This is a genomic window from Micromonospora marina (genome assembly GCF_900091565.1).
GTDB lineage: Bacteria > Actinomycetota > Actinomycetes > Mycobacteriales > Micromonosporaceae > Micromonospora > Micromonospora marina.
Window position 1 is genome coordinate 56,733 of sequence record NZ_FMCV01000008.1, and the last position, 17,336, is coordinate 74,068.

The 17,336-nt window shown below is 74.9% G+C and carries 22 protein-coding genes; 21 read left to right on the top strand and 1 reads right to left on the bottom strand.

Annotated elements, in window-relative coordinates; genetic code table 11:
- The first annotated feature begins 1 nt into the window (after window position 1).
- From GA0070215_RS12160 to GA0070215_RS12220, 13 genes are all read left to right on the top strand, one after another.
- Window positions 2-748, top strand: coding sequence for a YggS family pyridoxal phosphate-dependent enzyme (locus GA0070215_RS12160; RefSeq protein ID WP_091045318.1), 747 nt, complete (start codon window positions 2-4; stop codon window positions 746-748).
- 193 nt (window positions 749-941) lie between these two features.
- Window positions 942-1,640 carry a cell division protein SepF gene (locus tag GA0070215_RS12165; protein WP_018785254.1) on the top strand — a complete coding sequence of 233 codons (699 nt, stop codon included), beginning with the start codon at window positions 942-944 and terminating at the stop codon, window positions 1,638-1,640.
- 28 nt (window positions 1,641-1,668) lie between these two features.
- Entirely contained in the window at window positions 1,669-1,974 is a 306-nt protein-coding gene (locus GA0070215_RS12170; protein ID WP_013287596.1) for a YggT family protein, read from the top strand.
- A 41-nt stretch (window positions 1,975-2,015) separates the two neighbouring features.
- The gene (locus tag GA0070215_RS12175; RefSeq protein ID WP_091045322.1) at window positions 2,016-2,819 is read left to right on the top strand and encodes a DivIVA domain-containing protein; all 804 of its coding nucleotides are present in this window, start codon (window positions 2,016-2,018) and stop codon (window positions 2,817-2,819) included.
- A 72-nt stretch (window positions 2,820-2,891) separates the two neighbouring features.
- Window positions 2,892-3,575 (top strand): hypothetical protein, encoded by a 684-nt coding sequence (locus GA0070215_RS12180; protein WP_091045325.1) that lies wholly within the window; start codon window positions 2,892-2,894, stop codon window positions 3,573-3,575.
- Window positions 3,576-3,577: 2 nt separating this feature from the next.
- Complete coding sequence (locus GA0070215_RS12185) at window positions 3,578-3,886, top strand: DUF167 domain-containing protein (protein WP_091045328.1); 309 nt, start codon at window positions 3,578-3,580, stop codon at window positions 3,884-3,886.
- Between the two features lie 22 nt (window positions 3,887-3,908).
- Window positions 3,909-5,414, top strand: coding sequence for a potassium/proton antiporter (locus GA0070215_RS12190; RefSeq protein ID WP_018785249.1), 1,506 nt, complete (start codon window positions 3,909-3,911; stop codon window positions 5,412-5,414).
- Between the two features lie 225 nt (window positions 5,415-5,639).
- On the top strand, window positions 5,640-6,059 hold the full coding sequence (locus GA0070215_RS12195; RefSeq protein ID WP_018785248.1) for a TraR/DksA family transcriptional regulator: 420 nt from the start codon (window positions 5,640-5,642) through the stop codon (window positions 6,057-6,059).
- 66 nt (window positions 6,060-6,125) lie between these two features.
- Complete coding sequence (lspA, locus tag GA0070215_RS12200) at window positions 6,126-6,728, top strand: signal peptidase II (protein ID WP_091045332.1); 603 nt, start codon at window positions 6,126-6,128, stop codon at window positions 6,726-6,728.
- Window positions 6,725-7,669, top strand: coding sequence for an RluA family pseudouridine synthase (locus tag GA0070215_RS12205; RefSeq protein WP_091045336.1), 945 nt, complete (start codon window positions 6,725-6,727; stop codon window positions 7,667-7,669). Before lspA ends, GA0070215_RS12205 begins: the two co-directional genes overlap by 4 nt.
- 1 nt (window position 7,670) lies before the next feature.
- Window positions 7,671-8,519 (top strand): hypothetical protein, encoded by an 849-nt coding sequence (locus GA0070215_RS12210; protein ID WP_026267842.1) that lies wholly within the window; start codon window positions 7,671-7,673, stop codon window positions 8,517-8,519.
- A gap of 117 nt (window positions 8,520-8,636) precedes the next feature.
- Window positions 8,637-10,190 carry an ATPase gene (locus GA0070215_RS12215; protein ID WP_167361510.1) on the top strand — a complete coding sequence of 518 codons (1,554 nt, stop codon included), beginning with the start codon at window positions 8,637-8,639 and terminating at the stop codon, window positions 10,188-10,190.
- A 48-nt stretch (window positions 10,191-10,238) separates the two neighbouring features.
- Window positions 10,239-11,084 (top strand): DUF2567 domain-containing protein, encoded by an 846-nt coding sequence (locus tag GA0070215_RS12220; protein WP_018785243.1) that lies wholly within the window; start codon window positions 10,239-10,241, stop codon window positions 11,082-11,084.
- Here the strand turns inward: GA0070215_RS12220 and GA0070215_RS12225 are convergent.
- Window positions 11,050-11,754, bottom strand: coding sequence for an LON peptidase substrate-binding domain-containing protein (locus tag GA0070215_RS12225; protein ID WP_018785242.1), 705 nt, complete (start codon window positions 11,752-11,754; stop codon window positions 11,050-11,052). The genes GA0070215_RS12220 and GA0070215_RS12225 overlap by 35 nt on opposite strands.
- A gap of 108 nt (window positions 11,755-11,862) precedes the next feature.
- On the opposite strand from GA0070215_RS12225, the gene hisD reads away from it, so the two are divergent.
- The 8 genes from hisD to GA0070215_RS12260 all read left to right on the top strand — a co-directional run bounded on the left by hisD (window position 11,863) and on the right by GA0070215_RS12260 (window position 17,293).
- Window positions 11,863-13,188 (top strand): histidinol dehydrogenase, encoded by a 1,326-nt coding sequence (gene hisD / locus GA0070215_RS12230; protein WP_018785241.1) that lies wholly within the window; start codon window positions 11,863-11,865, stop codon window positions 13,186-13,188.
- Complete coding sequence (locus GA0070215_RS12235; protein WP_091045342.1) at window positions 13,185-14,258, top strand: histidinol-phosphate transaminase; 1,074 nt, start codon at window positions 13,185-13,187, stop codon at window positions 14,256-14,258. Before hisD ends, GA0070215_RS12235 begins: the two co-directional genes overlap by 4 nt.
- On the top strand, window positions 14,255-14,866 hold the full coding sequence (gene hisB / locus GA0070215_RS12240) for an imidazoleglycerol-phosphate dehydratase HisB (RefSeq protein ID WP_018785239.1): 612 nt from the start codon (window positions 14,255-14,257) through the stop codon (window positions 14,864-14,866). Before GA0070215_RS12235 ends, hisB begins: the two co-directional genes overlap by 4 nt.
- Before the next feature lie 117 nt (window positions 14,867-14,983).
- On the top strand, window positions 14,984-15,151 hold the full coding sequence (locus tag GA0070215_RS28425) for a hypothetical protein (RefSeq protein ID WP_018785238.1): 168 nt from the start codon (window positions 14,984-14,986) through the stop codon (window positions 15,149-15,151).
- Window positions 15,151-15,771 (top strand): imidazole glycerol phosphate synthase subunit HisH, encoded by a 621-nt coding sequence (gene hisH, locus GA0070215_RS12245; protein ID WP_018785237.1) that lies wholly within the window; start codon window positions 15,151-15,153, stop codon window positions 15,769-15,771. Before GA0070215_RS28425 ends, hisH begins: the two co-directional genes overlap by 1 nt.
- Window positions 15,772-15,802: 31 nt before the next feature.
- Window positions 15,803-16,123 carry a hypothetical protein gene (locus GA0070215_RS12250; protein WP_018785236.1) on the top strand — a complete coding sequence of 107 codons (321 nt, stop codon included), beginning with the start codon at window positions 15,803-15,805 and terminating at the stop codon, window positions 16,121-16,123.
- A 19-nt stretch (window positions 16,124-16,142) separates the two neighbouring features.
- On the top strand, window positions 16,143-16,871 hold the full coding sequence (gene priA / locus GA0070215_RS12255) for a bifunctional 1-(5-phosphoribosyl)-5-((5-phosphoribosylamino)methylideneamino)imidazole-4-carboxamide isomerase/phosphoribosylanthranilate isomerase PriA (RefSeq protein WP_018785235.1): 729 nt from the start codon (window positions 16,143-16,145) through the stop codon (window positions 16,869-16,871).
- Window positions 16,868-17,293 (top strand): RidA family protein, encoded by a 426-nt coding sequence (locus GA0070215_RS12260; RefSeq protein ID WP_091045347.1) that lies wholly within the window; start codon window positions 16,868-16,870, stop codon window positions 17,291-17,293. Before priA ends, GA0070215_RS12260 begins: the two co-directional genes overlap by 4 nt.
- The last annotated feature ends 43 nt before the right edge of the window (window positions 17,294-17,336 follow it).

Genomic DNA, 17,336 nt, shown 5'->3' on the forward strand with positions numbered 1-17,336 from the left:
GATGACGGAGTCAGAGACGGCGGTGGGGCCCGAGCGGCGTGCCGAACTCGCGGCCGGGCTGGCCCGGGTGCGGGCCCGCATCGCCGACGCCTGCGCGGCCGCCGGGCGGCCGCGCGACGAGGTCACCCTGGTCGCGGTGACCAAGACGTACCCGGCGGCGGACGTGGTCGCGCTGGCCGGGCTCGGCGTGACCGACGTCGGGGAGAACCGTGACCAGGAGGCGGCGCCGAAGGCGGAGGCGGTGGCAGACGCCGGCGCCGCGCCGCGCTGGCACTTCATCGGCCAGTTGCAGCGCAACAAGGCCCGCTCGGTGGTCCGGTACGCCGACGTGGTCCAGTCGGTGGACAGCGTCCGGCTCGCCGCCGCGCTGGACGCCGCCGCCGGCGCGGTCCGGGACCGTCCGCTGGACGTACTCGTGCAGGTGAGCATCGACGGCGACCCGGCGCGGGGCGGGGCGCTGCCCGGCGCTGCCGATCCGCAGCGGGGGCTCGGCCCGGTGGCCGCGGCGGTGGCCGGCGCCGACGGGCTGCGGCTGGCGGGCCTGATGGCGGTGGCGCCGCTGGGCTGGGAGGCGGACCGGGCGTTCGCCCGGCTGGCCGAGGTGGCGGCGGCACTGCGGGCCGACCATCCGGGCGCGACGGTGCTGTCGGCGGGCATGAGCGGAGACCTGGAGAGCGCGGTCGGTCACGGCGCGACACATGTCCGTGTCGGCAGCGCGTTGCTCGGAATGCGTCCTGCGCTGCGGTAGCCTCACCACGACGGAAGCAAATGACATCAGTGTTGTTCAGGACGGTGTCCTCGTAGCCGGGGGCCGTGACGGGCGGACCGCGAACCGCGCGTCAGGGGATTGCCGATCCGGTCCGGTGGGCATGATCGTCCACTCGTGATCAAGCGACACGGCACGGGGGCGCGTGCCGCACGGCGGACGGAAGGGCGCGGGGATGGGTGCACTGCGCAAGGCGGGGGTCTGGCTCGGTCTCGTCGAGGAGGACGACGAGCGGGCGTACGAGGACGGTGGCTACGACAAGGGTGGCTACCGGGACTCGTCGCGCTACCGGTCGAGCCGGTACGCCGAGGAGTTCGCCGACGAGGACGACGACGAGACCGAGGAGCCGCCGACGCGCAGCCGGCTCGGCGACCGGGGCCGGCTGTCCGAGCGCGCGTCCAGCCGCGCGGTCGACGCCGACCGGGCCGAGGTCGAGCGCCCGGAGCGGGCCGAGCGTTCCAGCGTCCGGTCGATCACCCGGTCCTCCGCCGGTGACACCTCGGGCGCCCTGACCTACCACACCCGCGACAACCTCGCGCTCGCCCCGCAGGCCCAGCCGCGGGAGCGGGAGCGGGTGGTGCCGGACGACGAGCAGCGCTACCAGATCACCACGCTGCACCCGACCACGTACCGCGAGGCGCGGACCATCGGCGAGCACTTCCGCGACGGCGTACCGGTGATCATCAATCTCACCGAGATGGACGAGGCGGACGCCCGCCGGCTCGTCGACTTCGCCGCCGGGCTCGCCTTCGGCCTGCGCGGTACGATCGAGCGCGTGACCAACCGGGTGTTCCTGCTCTCACCGGCCAACGTCCAGGTCACCGCGGAGGACAAGGCCAAGATCGCTGAGGGCGGCTTCTTCAGCCTGAGCTGAGCCGCACGACCGAGGGACGTCGCCTGCCGTGTTGTCGATCCTGTTCCAGGTGCTCTACCTGCTGCTGTACATCTTCCTAATTGTCCTTTTGGCGCGATTTGTTCTCGGGGCGGTGCTGGCCTATGGTCGCCGCTGGCAACCGGGACGGGGAGCGTCGGCCGGACTGGAAGTCGTGTGGAGCGTCACTGATCCGCCCCTGCGAGCGTTGAGGCGTGTGATCCCACCACTGCGAATTGGTACCGTGAGCATCGACCTGGCCTCCCTTGTGCTCCTGGTTATCCTGTTCGTGCTGATGGAGTTCGTGTTTAGGCGCCTGATCTTCGCGTTTGCCTGACCAGAGCGCTTTCGCGGCCGCAACTGACCCGAGGAGTTTCGATGCCGCTGACCCCGGCCGACGTTCACAACGTCGCCTTCAAAAAGCCGCCGATCGGCAAGCGGGGGTATGACGAGGAGGAGGTCGACGCCTTCCTGGACGAGGTCGAGCGTGAGCTGGCCCGTCTGATCGAGGAGAACAACGAGCTGCGCGCCCAGGTGGAGCGCGGCGGCCGGGGTGGCGCTCCCGCCGGCCCCGGCGGCGACGCCCGCCTCGCGGCGGAGCTCAACGACGTCAAGGCCCAGCTCGACCGCGTGCAGCGCGACAAGGCGGCCGCCGAGCAGGCAGCCCGCGCGATGCAGGCCGAGCTGGAGCAGGTCCGCGCCCAGGGCGGCCCGGCCGGCGTGACCGGTGACGGCGAGCAGCAGGCGCTGCGGGTGCTGATGATGGCCCAGCGCACCGCCGACGACCACGTCTCCGACGCCCGTCGCGAGGCCGACCAGCTGCTCTCCGAGGCCCGTTCCAAGGCCGAGGAGGTCACCCGGGAGGCGCGCGCCAAGGCCGACGCGCTGGAGCGGGACGCCCGCCAGCGGCACCAGGAGGCCATGGGCGGCCTGGACGCCAAGCGCACCGCGCTGCAGAAGCACATCGAGGAGCTCAAGCAGTTCGAGCGCGAGTACCGCACCCGCCTCAAGGCGTACCTGGAAAGCCAGCTGCGTGACCTCGACGGTCGCGGCCAGGGCCTCGAGGTGGAGATGAACCGCGCCGAGGGCACCCGTGCCGCCGGCAGCAACGGTCTCGCCGCGGCCGGTCTCGCCGGCTCCTACGGCGGTGGCCGCGCGGGCTCGCTCGAGTCCGGCCGCTGATCCCGCGTCGGTGGCCGTCCCCGTGACGGCCACCGGCCGCCCAGACCGACACGACGCGGCCGGGGGTGAGCCGTGGTAGCCGCCAGCATCCTGCTCATCCTCGTCGCGGTGGTGCTGCTGATCGCCGGCCTCGCCGGCGGATCCAGCCTCCTGCTCATCGTCTCGATCGCGGCCAGCCTGCTGTCCGCCGTCGCCTTCGTCGCGTTCGCCCGCCAGGCCGCCGCGACGCGGGCCTCGGCCGGCCGGGAGGCCGGGCCGCGAACACGGACCGCGCACACCGTCCCGTCCCCGGACGAACCGGTGAGCCCGGTCCCGCACCACACGTCCACGGTCGGCGCCGGTGGATCCGGGTGGCGGCAACCGCCCGGGTCGCCGGTGACCGAGCCGGACGACGCCCCGCCGCCGGCCGCGTACTCGCCGTCGGATCCGGTGGTCGCGGACGCGGTGCCCTACTCGCCGCCGGGCCCGCGCGTGCCGGAGACCACCCGGCCCACCTCGCCCGCACCCGGCGAGGCGTTCGACGACGATCCGCCGGCCGAGTTCCTCACCACCGGTGAGGTCGCCCGGCTGGTCCGGCTGCCCGGCGAGGTCCTGGTGATCGACGGCCGTCCCCGCTTCCACCTGTCCGGCTGCCCGCACCTGGTGGGCCGGGAGGACGAACCCCTGCCGGTCGCCGAGGCGGTCGCGCTGGGCTTCACCCCGTGCGCGCGATGCGCCGCCGCCACCACCCTGCTCGCCGAGGCCCGGCCGCGCTGACCATGACGATCGCGGACACCACACTCACCGTCGCGGTGCGGGTGAAGCCCGGGGCGGCCCGCGCCTGGGTGGGCGGGCGGTTCGACGGGCCGTACGGTCCGGCGCTCGTCGTCGCGGTGCACGCCCCCGCTGTCGACGGCCGCGCCACCGAGGCGGCCCGGCGCGCGCTCGCCGACGCGCTCGGCGTCCGGCCGGCGACCGTGTCGCTGCGGTCCGGCGCGGCCAGCCGGGACAAGCTGTTCCGCATCGAGCGCCCGCACGACGGGCTGCCCGAGGTGCTGCGCCGGCTGCGCGACGGCAGCACGGCGTGAGGTCCGGTCGGGCCGGCCGGCGATGACACCGGGGCTCGACGTCGCGTTGCTCGTGGGCGCCGGCGTGCTGCTGGTCGCGGTGGGCGCGGTGCGGTTCTCCACCCGGCTCGGCGTACCGAGTCTCCTGGTCTACCTGGCGCTCGGCGTGCTGCTCGGCGAGGCCGGCATAGGCATCCGGTTCGACGATGTCGAACTGACCCGGGTGCTCGGCTTCTGCGCGCTCATCGTGATCATCGCCGAGGGCGGCCTCACCGCGCGGTGGAGCATGCTGCGGCCGGTGCTCGGCCTGGCCGCGGCGCTGTCCACGGTCGGCGTCGTGGTCAGCATCGTGGTCGTCGGCGTGGTGGTGCACCTGCTGCTCGGCCTGGACTGGCGGCTGGCGCTGCTCTACGGCGCGGTGCTCTCCTCCACCGACGCGGCGGCCGTGTTCGCCACGCTGCGCCGGTTGCGCCTGCCGCCCCGGCTGGTGGCCACGCTGGAGGCGGAGTCCGGCGTGAACGACGCGCCGGCCGTGCTGCTCGTGCTGCTGCTGTCCCGCGCCGGGGTCGAGGCGGCCCACCCCTGGTGGTACGAGGTGCTGCTGCTCGGCTACGAGCTGAGCGCCGGCGCGGCGGTCGGTGTCGGCACCGGGCTGGCCGGCCGGTACGCGTTGCGCCGGGCCGCGCTGCCGTCGGCCGGCCTCTACCCGATCGCGGTGGTCGGCTTCACCGTGCTGGCGTACGCGGCCGGCTCGTTGCTGCACGCCTCGGGCTTCCTCGCCGTGTACGTCGCGGGCGTCCTGCTCGGCAACTCGCGGCTGCCGCACCGCCAGGCCATCCTCGGTTTCGCCGACGGCCTGGCCTGGCTGGCCCAGATCGGCCTGTTCGTGCTGCTCGGCCTGCTGGTCTCGCCGAGCCGGCTGGACGCGGCGGTGCTGCCGGCCGTGATCACCGGGCTGGCGCTGCTGCTGCTCGCCCGGCCGCTGTCGGTGGCGGTGTCCGCGCTGCCGTTCCGGGTGAAGCTGCGCGAGCAGCTCTTCCTGTCCTGGGCCGGGCTGCGTGGCGCGGTGCCGATCGTGTTGGCGACCATTCCGCTGTCGCTGCGCGTGCCGGGGGCGGACCGGCTGTTCGACGCGGTCTTCGTCCTGGTGGTGATCTTCACGGTGCTCCAGGCCGGGACGCTGGCGCCGGCGGCCCGCCGGCTGGGGGTGACGGCACCGGCCGAGGCGAGCGAGATCCTGCTGGAGACCGCCCCGCTGGAGCGGATGCGCGCGGACCTGCTCCAGTTGGAGGTGCCGGCCGGGTCGCGGCTGGCCGGGGTGCACGTGGACGAGCTGCGACTGCCGGTCGGCGCGGCGGTGACGCTCGTGCTGCGCGACGGCGTCGGTTTCGTGCCGGGCGCTGACACCCGGCTCAAGGTCGGGGACAGCCTGCTCATCGTCGCCACCGCCGGGGTGCGGGACGAGACCGAGCGGCGGCTGCGGGCGGTGAGCCGCCGGGGCCGGCTGGCGAGGTGGTTCGGGGAGTACGGCGAGGAGCCGGCCCACTGATCTGCTACCGTTCCTTTTGCCCCGATTGATGGCAGTCCGGGGCGGATACGTGGGACGACGGTGCGGCACGTTGTCGGACGCCTGTACGTTCCGTATCCTTGCCAACCTCCGGAGTGCACGGCGGGCCCGCTCGTCGTGCACCCTTCCGTACGCGGACGGCGCCGACGACGGCGTCCGCGCCCACGCACCGCTGACCGCCGCGCCTCGCGGCTGAGGGAGCTGACGATGGCGAAGCCGGCCGACACCAGGACCGCCGGTCGCAAACCGGTGGCGAAGGCCACCCGCAGCGCGGCGGAGACCGAGAAGATCCGGGCCGCCCTGGCGGCACGGCGGGACGAGCTCAACGCCGAGTACGATCAGACGCTGAGCGAGATCACCGAGCTGCAGCGCGACCGGCTGACCGACTCGGCCGGGGACGACCAGGCCGACACCGGCACCAAGACGTTCGAGCGGGAGCAGGAGATCTCTCTCGCCAACAGCATCAAAGAACGGATCACGCAGGTCGAGCGCGCGCTGGAGCGCCTCGACGAGGGCGGCTACGGCTGGTGCGAGCGGTGCGGCAACCCGATCCCGGTGGAGCGGCTCGCCGCGTTCCCGTCGGCCACCCTCTGCGTGACGTGCAAGCAGCTGGAGGAGCGGCGCTGAGCACCGCTCCCCGGCGGCCGTACGGCAGACGGTGACCACGCCGTCGCGAGCGTCGATGGGGAGCAGATGACCGCAGCACCGCCCGCCGGGTCCGACACCACCGAGTCGGGTGCCGGCGCGCCCCGCCGCAAGGCCGTCGGCCTGCTGCTCGGCGTGTCCCTGTTCGCGCTGCTGGCGGATCTCGGCACGAAGCAGCTCGCGCTCGCCGAGCTGACCGGCCGGGAGCCGGTGTCGGTGCTCGGCGGCGCGGTCTACTTCACCCTCACCCGCAACAGCGGCGCGGCCTGGAGCATCGGCTCCGACCACACCTGGATCTTCCCGATCATCACGTTCCTGGTGATCGGGTGGATCGCCTGGATGGCGCTGCGGCTGCGCTCGCTGCCGTGGGCGGTGTCGCTGGGCCTGGTCCTGGGCGGCGCACTCGGCAACCTGCTCGACCGGCTCTTCCGCGCGCCGGGCCACTTCGTCGGCCACGTGGTCGACATGATCAGCCTCTTCGACCCGTACGGCCAGGTCTGGCCGGTGTTCAACCTGGCCGACAGCGCGCTGGTGTGCGGCGTGGTGCTCGCGGTCTTTCTGGAGCTGACCGGCCGGCAGCGCGACGGCTCCCGGCTGCGCGACGAGAAGCGCGACGACGCCGCCCCGGCCGAGCAGCGGGAGAGCGCGTGACCTCCGCCTTCGCCGCCGGCGGCGACACCCGTTCCCTGCCCGTGCCGGACGGCCTCGACGGGATGCGCCTGGACCAGGCCGTGTCCCGCCTGTTCGGGCTCTCCCGCACGGCCGCCGCCGGCCTGATCGACGGCGGGGACGCGCTCGTCGACGGTGTGGCCCGGGCCAACTCGCACAAGGTCCGGGCGGGCTCGTGGCTGGAGGTCACACTGCCCGCGCCGGCCGCGCCGCCCACCGTGGTGCCGCAGGCCGTGCCCGGCCTGACAGTCGTGTACGCCGACGACGACATCGTGGTGGTGGACAAGCCGGTCGGGGTGGCGGCGCACCCGAGCCCGGGCTGGACCGGCCCCACAGTGATCGGCGGGCTGGCCGGCATCGGTCACCGGATCTCCACCAGCGGCGCCGCGGAGCGGCAGGGCGTGGTGCACCGGCTCGACGTCGGCACCACCGGCATCATGGTGGTGGCCAAGAGCGAGCGCGCGTACACCGCGCTGAAGCGGGCGTTCAAGTTCCGCGAGGTGGAGAAGCGCTACCACGCCGTGGTGCAGGGCCACCCGGACCCGCTGCGCGGCACCGTCGACGCGCCGATCGACAGGCACCCGCACCACGACTACCGCTGGGCCGTGGTGTCCGGCGGCAAGCCGAGCATCACCCACTACGACACGATCGAGGCGTTCCCCGCTGCCAGCCTGCTCGACGTGCGGCTGGAGACCGGGCGTACGCACCAGATCCGGGTGCACCTCTCCACGCTGCGGCACCCCTGCGTGGGCGACCTGACCTACGGCGCGGACCCGACGCTGTCGGCCCGGCTGGGGCTGTCCCGGCAGTGGCTGCACGCCCGCTCGCTGAGCTTCGCGCACCCGGGCAGCGGCGACGAGGTGACGTTCGTCAGCGAGTACCCGGACGACCTGGCCCGGGCGCTGGAGATCCTGCGCGACTGACGTGAGCGACGATCCCGTGCCGCCGCGCCGGTCCCGGTCCGCCGCGCTGACCTGGCTCGCGCTGGTGTGCGCGCTCGTGGTGCTGGTGGTGGCGGTGGCGCAGCGGCGGGACCGCCCGGTGAGCGACCGCACGGTCGGCGAGGTGACCCGGGTCGGCGTGACCGGCGGCGCGAGCATCCCGGCGTACCTGCGCACCGCCGGGGAGGAACTGGCCCGCCTCGACGCGCCCGACGGCTACGCGCTGGTGTCGTTCGACGGCTACCTGACCCCGGCCCGGGCGGCCGCCGCGCTGGACGGCACGCGGGTCTCGGCGGTGGTGGCGCGGGTGCCGCTGCCCGGCCGGCAGACCGAGATCGTCCGGATCGCGGCGCTGCGCCTGCCGCAGGACGCGGTGGCCGGGATGGCCGGCGTCGCGACCCGCAAGGACCGGGAGACCGCCGACTACCGGTCCCGGGCCGCCGCGGCCACCGCCGACCCGGAGCTGCGCCGGGTGTACGACAGCGGCGCCGAGGTCGCCGCCCGCGAGGCGGAGGCGTACCGGGCGGGCTGCGCCTGCGTCTACGCCGCGGTCGTCAGTGCCGTGCCGGACGCCCTGCGCGCGCTCGCCGGTCGCCGGAACGTGCGCGTGGTGGACCCGGCGCCGGAGGTGACCCGTCTGGACCGGACCGTGTTCACCCCGCCGCTGCCCGAACAGCGTGACGTGGTCCGGCCGCCGGCCGACACCGGACCGGCCGAAGCAGGCGGAATGGGCGATTCGTCGGAAGCCGCACGGACGGTGAGCGGACCTTCACCCACCGCCCCCGCGACCGGCGGCGGCTCCGGGGTGCCCAATCCCGCTCCCACCTCCTGAGACATCGGGGCGGGCGGCGACCGGGCCGATCCCATGGTGCGGCGGACCACCGGGCGATGTGCGGCGCGGGGAGTGGTCCGAATAGGGTTTCGTTCGTAGCCTGTCAGGCGGAGATCGATGGGCTGGGGGAGGGGCGAATCCTTGGACGGCAGCGAGACCGGCTGGGGTCGGCAGGGCGAGCCGGCACCGCGGTGGCGGGCGCTGCTCGACCGGGCCCGGCTCGGCGGTCGCGGCACGGAGCACGCCGACGCCGACCGGCACGTCGAGGAGCAACCGGCGCCGCCGCCCGACCCGCTGCCCCGTCGTGGCGCGGGCACCGGATGGACCGGCCGCGCCACCGCCGTCGGCCGCGCCCCGGACGGCTCGTACGGCGCCGAGCCCGGTTACCGGGCCGAGGCCACGTTCCGGGTCGATCCGGCCTTCCGTGCCGATCCCCGGCACGACGGCGAGCCGGCCTACCGGGCCGAACCGGCGTACCGCAGCGATCCGGAGCCGTCCCGGCGTGGCGGGCAGCCCTACCCGCCCGACCCGTCCTGGCGCGCCGACCCGTCGTTCGCGCCCGACCAGCCCTTCACCGCCGAGCCACGCCCGGAGCCGTCCTGGCGGCCCGAGCCGGCCCGTCCGGAGCCGCGCGGCCGGGCCGAGCCGCCGGCCGAGTCCCGGTACTCCGTTCTCGACGGCGGTTACCGGCCCGCGCCGCCCCCGCCGGAGTCCCGCTACGCGCTGCTGGACCGGGGCCGCTACCGGCCGGAGACGCCGCCCGCCCCGGAGCCGGTGGTGCCCGCGCCCCGCCGCCCGCTGGAGGGCCGGTCCGGCCGGGCCGACGCGGCCCAGGTGCAGTGGCGCGCCCCGGAGCCGGACCCGGAGCTGGAACGGGCGACGGGCGTGCTCCGCCGCGAGCTGGGCACCCCCCGGGTGCTCGCCTTCGCCAACCCCAAGGGCGGCGTGCACAAGACCACCGCGACGGTGCTCGCCGCCGCGACGGTGGGCAGCGTACGCGGGCGCGGCGTGCTCGCCTGGGACGACAACGAGCTGCGCGGCACGCTCGGTCTGCGGGCCGGCAGCGCCCGGCACGCCCGGACCATCCGGCACCTGATCCACGACCTGGCACATATCGAGATCCTCGAGGGCGACACACTGCTGTCGCACCTCGACGACTACCTGCGGCACGCCTCCGACGGCTCGTACGACGTGCTGGCCGGCGAGGAGAGCCCGCGCTTCGCCCAGCGGCTCGACCAGTTCACCGTCAAGCGGGTGCTGGAGCTGCTGCGCCGCACCCACGAGGTGGTCTGCGTGGACACCGGCAACAACGTGGAGAGCCCCAACTGGCGCACCGTCATGCAGGCCGCCGACCAGCTCGTGGTGACCACCGTGCCGCGCGAGGACGCGGCGTTCAGCGCGGACTGGATGCTCGACCTGCTGCACGAGGTCGGCATGGGCGAGCTGGCCGACAACGCGGTCACGCTGATCTCCTGCCCCACCCCGGGGCGTACGTCGTTGCAGGACGACCTGGAACGGCACTTCGCCACCCGGACCCGGGCGGTCGCCGTGGTGCCCTACGACCCGGCGCTGGAGACCGGCTCCTCGATCGAGTACCACCAGCTCCAGGCCGAGACCCGCGACGCCTGGCTCAAGGCGGCAGCGGTGATGCTGGAACCGTTCGCGCGCTGACCGGCGACCACCCCCCGGCGCCGTGCCCGGGCCTGAGAGGATCAACGGGTGAGTCCGGACACCCCTGAGCCCGAGCGGGCGCGCGAGCGCACCGACGGCACCGACGCACGGCCCGGTGAGGCGCTACGGCCGGGCGATGCTCCGCGCCCCGGCGGCCCGCCGCCCGAGCGCGAGCAGCCGCCCGGCTGGCCCGGTGGCCTGCCGGTGCCCGCCGGCACGCCGGTCACCGCACCCGGCGCGGACCCTCTCGCCGGGCATCCCGGCGTGGTGGCGGAGCTGCCCGGCGCCACCCGGTCCGGTCGCCCGCTGCTCACCGCGCTCGGCGTGGTCGCGCTGCTCACCGCGCTCGGCGTCCCGCTGGGGCTGCTGTGGGCGTGGGCGGCGCCCGCCACCCCGGTGCGGCAGACCCCGGCCGGCGCGGTCTACGTGACCACCCAGCCGGAGCAGCCGATCGCCGCGGACGGCTGGTTCAGCCTCCTGACGCTCGGCTTCGGCGTGCTCGCCGCGGTCGCTCTGTGGGTGCTGCTGCGCCGCCGGCGCGGCCCGGCCGGCCTGCTCGCGGTGACGCTCGGCGGTCTCGGCGCGGCGGTGGCGGCCTGGCAGGTCGGCCGCCGGATCGGGCTGTCGGCGTTCCAGCGGCTGGTGGAGACCGCGCCGCCGGGCACCGCGTTCACCAAGCCCGTCGACCTGCGCGCCGGTGGCGTCGACTGGTACGGCCCGCTGCCGTTGCCGCACGGGAACCTGTTGCTCGCCGCGTTCGGCGCGGCAGTCACGTACACGCTGCTGGCGGGCTGGTCGCGGTGGCCGTCGCTGCGGCCAGAGCCGGAGTCCGGCGCGGCCTGGCCGCCCCCGCCCGGGTTCAGTTCGGCGCCGGGGGACCAGCCAGCTCGCTGAGCGGCACCGGCACCGCGCGTACCTGCCGCAGCAACGCCGTCTCCCGGTTGAGCAGGCGCAGCTCGGCGCGCAGCCGGCCGGCCGTGTCGTCGACGGCGAGCAGCCGCTGCCGGTCGCCGACGGTCAGCGCGGCGGTCGCGGCGACCAGGTGCGACAGGACCGTGGGATCCTCCGGCAACTGCTCGGTGATTTCCTGCTGGTCCGGCCGGATCAGACCGAGATATTGCCGGAACAGCGAGATCACCCGGGCCGCCAGCAGGTCGGCGACCTCGTCCGGGCCGTCCGGTTCCGGCAGCCACTCCACCTCGGCGGTCAGGTAGGGCTCGGCGGAGTCGTCGACCTCGGCGACCCGGAAGCGCCGCCGCCCCACCGTGACGATGTCGAAGCCCCCGTCGGCCAGCTCGGTGACCTGCCGCAGCTCGGCGGTGCAGCCGACCTCGTGCAGCGTGACCTCGCCGCCGGCCGGCCCGGAACGCCCCGGCGGCCCGGCCGGCGCGACCTCCCAGCCGGCCTGGATCGCCACCACGCCGAACTCGCGCGGCGCGCCCTCGGGCAGCCCCACGAGGTGGCGCACCAGCGCCTTGTAGCGCTCCTCGAAGATGTGCAGCGGAAGGACCAGCCCGGGGAAGAGAACGGTCCCGAGCGGGAACACCGGCAGCCGTGCGCTCACGTGATCGAGCGTATCGCCAACCCGCCCGCCCGTGCGTGTCCCGGCTCACCGTCCCGGCGACCGGACGGGCCCGGCCGGTGACACCGGCGGCGGCCTAGACTCGCAGGCGTGCTGAATCGGATCGACCTGCGCGGCGGGGCCCGTGACCCGCGCCGCCTGCTGCCCCGTGCCCAGCTCGACGTCTCCGTGGCGGTCGAGCGGATCCGCCCGCTCGTGGAGGCGGTCCGGGACCATGGGTACCCGGCGATCCGGGAGGCGAGCGAACGGTTCGACGGCGTCTCCCCGGAGCGGCTGCGGGTGCCGGCCGAGACGATCCGCGCCGCCGAGGGCGAGCTGGACCCGCAGGTGCGCGCCGCACTGCTGGAGTCGATCACCCGGGCCCGCAAGGTGCACGCCGACCAGCGCCGCACCGACCACACCACCACCGTGGTGCCGGGTGGCACGGTGACCGAGCGGTGGGTGCCGGTCGACCGGGTCGGTCTCTACGTCCCCGGCGGCCTGGCCATGTACCCGTCGACGGTCGTGATGAACGTGGTGCCGGCCCAGGCGGCCGGGGTGCGCTCCCTGGTGGTGGTGAGCCCCCCGCAGAAGGACAACGACGGCCTGCCCGACCGGCGGGTCCTCGCCGCCTGCGCGCTGCTCGGCGTGGACGAGGTGTACGCGGTCGGCGGCGCCCAGGCGGTCGCCATGCTCGCGTACGGCGCGGGCGTCGACCCGGCCGGGGACGAGCGCTGCGAGCCGGTCGACATGATCACCGGTCCGGGCAACATCTGGGTCACCGCCGCCAAGCGGCTGCTGCGCGGCGTGGTCGGCATCGACGCCGAGGCCGGCCCGACCGAGATCGCGATCCTGGCCGACGACACCGCCGACCCGGCGCACGTCGCCGCCGACCTGATCAGCCAGGCCGAGCACGACCCGCTGGCCGCGAGCGTGCTGGTCACCCCGTCCACCGCGCTGGCCGACGCGGTCGACGCGGAGTTGGCCCGGCAGGCGCCGGCGGCCAAGCACGCCGAGCGGATCGGCACCGCGCTGCGCGGCGAGCAGAGCGGCGTGGTCCTGGTCGACGACCTGGAGGCGGGGCTGCGGGTGGTCGACGCGTACGCGGCCGAGCACCTGGAGATCCAGACCCGCAACGCCCGCGAGTGGGCGCTGCGGGTCCGCAACGCGGGGGCGGTGTTCGTCGGCGCCTGGTCGCCGGTGTCGCTCGGCGACTACTGCGCGGGCTCCAACCACGTGCTGCCCACCGGCGGCTGCGCCCGGCACTCCTCCGGGCTGTCCGTGCAGTCCTTCCTGCGCGGCGTGCACCTGGTCGAATACACGCGGGAAGCGCTGCGCGACGTGGCCCCGCACGTGGTCACCCTGGCGACGGTGGAGGACCTGCCCGCGCACGGCCAGGCGGTCAGCGTCCGGTTCGGCGGGGGCGGCGCGTCGTGACCACGCTCGACGATCTGCCGATCCGCGACGACCTGCGCGGGCGGACGCCGTACGGGGCGCCGCAGCTCGACGTGCCGGTGCGGCTGAACACCAACGAGAACTCCTACCCGGTGCCGGAGCCGGTGGTGGAGGCGATCGGCAAGGCGGTCGCCGCCGAGCTGCGCGACCTCAACCGCTACCCGGACCGGGACGCGGTGGCGCTGCGCGCCGACCTGGCCGCCTACCTCGGGCACGGGCTCACCGCCGACCACGTGTGGGCGGCGAACGGCTCCAACGAGATCCAGCAGCAACTCCTGCAGGCGTTCGGCGGTCCCGGGCGCACCGCGCTCGGCTTCACCCCGGCGTACTCGATGCACCCGCTGCTGGCGCTCGGCACCGGCACCCGGTGGGTGCCCGCCCGGCGCGGCGAGGACTTCGGGCTCACCGCCGGCGAGGCGGTGGCCCAGGTCCGCGAGCACCGGCCGGACGTGGTGTTCCTCTGCTCGCCGAACAACCCGACCGGCACCGCGCTCGACCCGGCCGTGGTCGCGGCCGTGCTGGACGAGGCGCCCGGCGTGGTGATCGTGGACGAGGCGTACGCCGAGTTCGCCCGTCCCGGCACGGTGAGTGCGCTCGCGGTGCTGCCCGGCCACCCGCGGCTGGTGGTGACCCGCACCATGAGCAAGGCGTTCGGGTTCGCCGGCGGCCGGCTCGGTTACCTGGCCGCCGACCCGGCGGTGGTGGACGCGGTGCAGCTGGTCCGGTTGCCGTACCACCTGTCCGCGCTCACCCAGGCAGCGGCCCGTGCGGCGCTGGCGCACCGGGACGCCCTGCTCGGCACCGTGGCCGCGATCATGCAGCAGCGGGACCGGATCGTCGCCGAGCTGCGCGCCCGGGGTCACCGGGTGGCCGACAGCGACGCCAACTTCGTGCTGTTCGCCGTCGAGGGGGACCAGGCGGTGGCCTGGCGTACCCTGCTCGATGCCGGCGTACTGGTGCGCGACGTCGGCCTGCCCGGCTGGCTGCGCGTCACCGCCGGCACCCCGACCGAGACCGACGCCTTCCTCACCGCGATGGAGACAGTTTCATGAGCCGGATCGCCCGGATCGAGCGGGTCACAAACGAGACGAAGGTGCTCGTCGAGATCGACCTCGACGGCACCGGCAAGGCCGACATCTCCACCGGCGTCGGCTTCTACGACCACATGCTCAACCAGATCGCCCGGCACGGCGGCTTCGACCTGACCGTGCACACCGTCGGCGACCTGGAGATCGACGCGCACCACACGATGGAGGACACGGCGCTCGCGCTGGGCGCCGCGTTCGACCGGGCGCTGGGCGACAAGGCCGGCATCCGGCGGTACGGCTCGGCCACCGTCCCGATGGACGAGGTGCTGGTCCGGGCCGCCGTCGACCTGTCCGGGCGACCGTACGTGGTGCACGACGAGCCGGCGCTGGCCCCGTACATCGGGCCGGTCTATCCGACGAGCATGACCCGGCACATCTGGGAGTCGTTCGGCCAGTCGGCCCGGATCACGCTGCACGTGGACGTGCTGCGCGCGGCCCGTCCCGGTGGCCACCCGGACGCCCACCACGTGGTCGAGGCGCAGTTCAAGGCCGTCTCCCGCGCGCTGCGCGAGGCCACCGCGCTCGACCCGCGTAACGCGGGCGTGGTGCCGTCCACGAAAGGCGCTCTCTGATGAGCGCGAGGAACGCAGCGAAGCGGAGTCCCGCAGTCGCGAATGGAAGCTGGCTCTGATGAGCGCGAGGAACGCAGCGAAGCGGAGTCCCGCAGTCGCGAATGAAAGCTGGCTCTGATGAAGGTGCTGCCCACACTTCTGTTGATCCTGGCCGGTCTGCTGGTCGGCGGGACGTGGTCGCTGCTCAAGCAGGGCGCCCCCCGCGCCGCTGTGGTGATCATCGGCCTGCTGGCGGTGCTGGCCACCGTCGCCGGGGTGCTCTGGCTGCTGCCGGGAGAGAGCTGATGGCACGGGTGGTGGTGCTCGACTACGGCTCGGGCAACCTGCGCTCGGCCGAGCGCGCGGTGGCGCGGGCCGGTGCCGACGTGACTGTCACCGACGACCTGGCCGCCGCCGCGTCGGCCGACGGCCTGGTGGTGCCGGGCGTGGGCGCGTTCGCCGCCTGCATGGCCGGGGTCGAGGCGCTGGGCGCCGGGCCGGTCATCGCCGACCGGGTCGCCGCCGGCCGCCCGGTGCTGGGCATCTGCGTCGGCATGCAGATCCTCTTCGGGCACGGCGAGGAGCACGGCGTGGTCACCAAGGGGCTCGGGCTGCTGCCCGGCGGCGTGACCCGGCTGCCCGCGCGGCGGCTGCCGCACATGGGCTGGAACACCGTGCGGCCGCCGGCCGGCTCGACGCTGTTCGCCGACCTGCCCGAGGGCACCCGGTTCTACTTCGTCCACTCCTATGCGGTGACCGACCCGGCGGCGCTGGCCGGGGCGGGTGCCACGGTGACCACAGCGCACCACGGCGCGGACTTCGTCGCCGCGGTGGAGCGGGGGCCACTGTCGGCCGCGCAGTTCCACCCGGAGAAGTCCGCCGACGCCGGTGCCGCGCTGCTGCGCAACTGGCTCGGCACGCTGTGAGCGGGCCGCTGGCGGGCACGCGGGCGTCCGCGTGAGCAAGGAGCGGGCCCGCCGCCGCGCGGAGCGCGAGGCCGAGCAGGAACGGGCGCGCGCCGCCCGCGCCCGCCGGGTGGCGCGCCGGGAACGACGTCGTTGGCTGGTACGCCGGCTCACGCCGTCGCCGCGGCGCGGCCGTACCGGCCGGTTGCGCCGGCACACCCGCCGCGAGCGGGCGACGATCCTGGTGCTCACCGCCGTGGCGGTGGTCGCCATCTGGAGTCTGGTGGACGACCTCGCGCTGCGGCTGGTGCTGGTCGTGTTGTTGTTGCTGGTCCTGCCCGCGATCGTGGTGATCGCGCTGGACCGTCGTTGAGGATCCGAGGAGAGAAGCGTTGAGCCTCACCCTGTTGCCCGCCGTGGACGTCGCCGACGGCCAGGCCGTCCGGCTCGTGCAGGGCGCCGCCGGTAGCGAGACCGCGTACGGCGATCCGCTGGACGCGGCGCTGGCCTGGCAGTCCGACGGCGCGGAGTGGATCCACCTGGTCGACCTGGACGCCGCGTTCGGGCGGGGCTCCAACGCCGCGCTGCTCGCCGAGGTGGTCGGCAAGCTGGACGTGAAGGTGGAGCTGTCCGGGGGCATCCGCGACGACGAGTCGCTGCGGGCGGCGCTCGGCACCGGGGCGGCCCGGGTCAACATCGGCACCGCCGCGCTGGAGGATCCGCAGTGGTGCGACCGGATCTGCGGCGAGTACGGCGACCGGGTGGCGATCGGGCTGGACGTGCGCGGCCGTACCCTGTCGGCACGTGGCTGGACCCGCGACGGCGGCGACCTCTACGAGGTGCTGGCCCGGCTCGACGCCGCGGGCGCGGCGCGGTACGTGGTCACCGACATCACCAAGGACGGCACCATGCGCGGGCCCAACCTGGACCTGCTGCGTGAGGTGTGTGCCCGGACCGACGCCCCGGTGATCGCCTCCGGTGGCGTGTCCACGCTGGACGACCTGCGGGCGCTGGCCACGCTGGAGCCGGTGGGGGTGGAGGGCGTGATCGCCGGCAAGGCGCTCTACGCGGGCGCGTTCACGGTCGCCGAGGCGCTGGCGACGCTGCGGGCCGGCGCGTGACGGCCGAGCCGGCCGGGACGCCGGTGGACGCCGGGGTGGTGACCCGGCTCGGTTCGGGTGGTCCGTGGGAGGCGCTGTACGGCTACTCGCGGGTGGTCCGGGCCGGTTCGCTGGCGATCACGGCCGGCTGCACGTCCACGGTGGACGGCCGGGTGGCGCACGCCGGTGACGCGGCGGCGCAGACCGCGCAGGCGATCCGGATCGGCCTGGACGCGCTGGCGGAGGTCGGCGCCGGGCCGACCGACGTGGTGCGGACGCGGATGTACGTGACGGACCGGATCTACGCCGACGAGGTGGGCCGGGCGCACAACGCGGTGTTCGGTCCGGTGCGCCCGGTCGCCACCATGGTGGTGGTGGCCGGGCTGATCGACCCGGATCTCCTGGTCGAGGTCGAGCTGGAGGCGTACCTGCCGGACCGCTGAGCGGTGGCCGTGGTGGTCGGCGTCGCGCCGTTCCGCGGCCCGA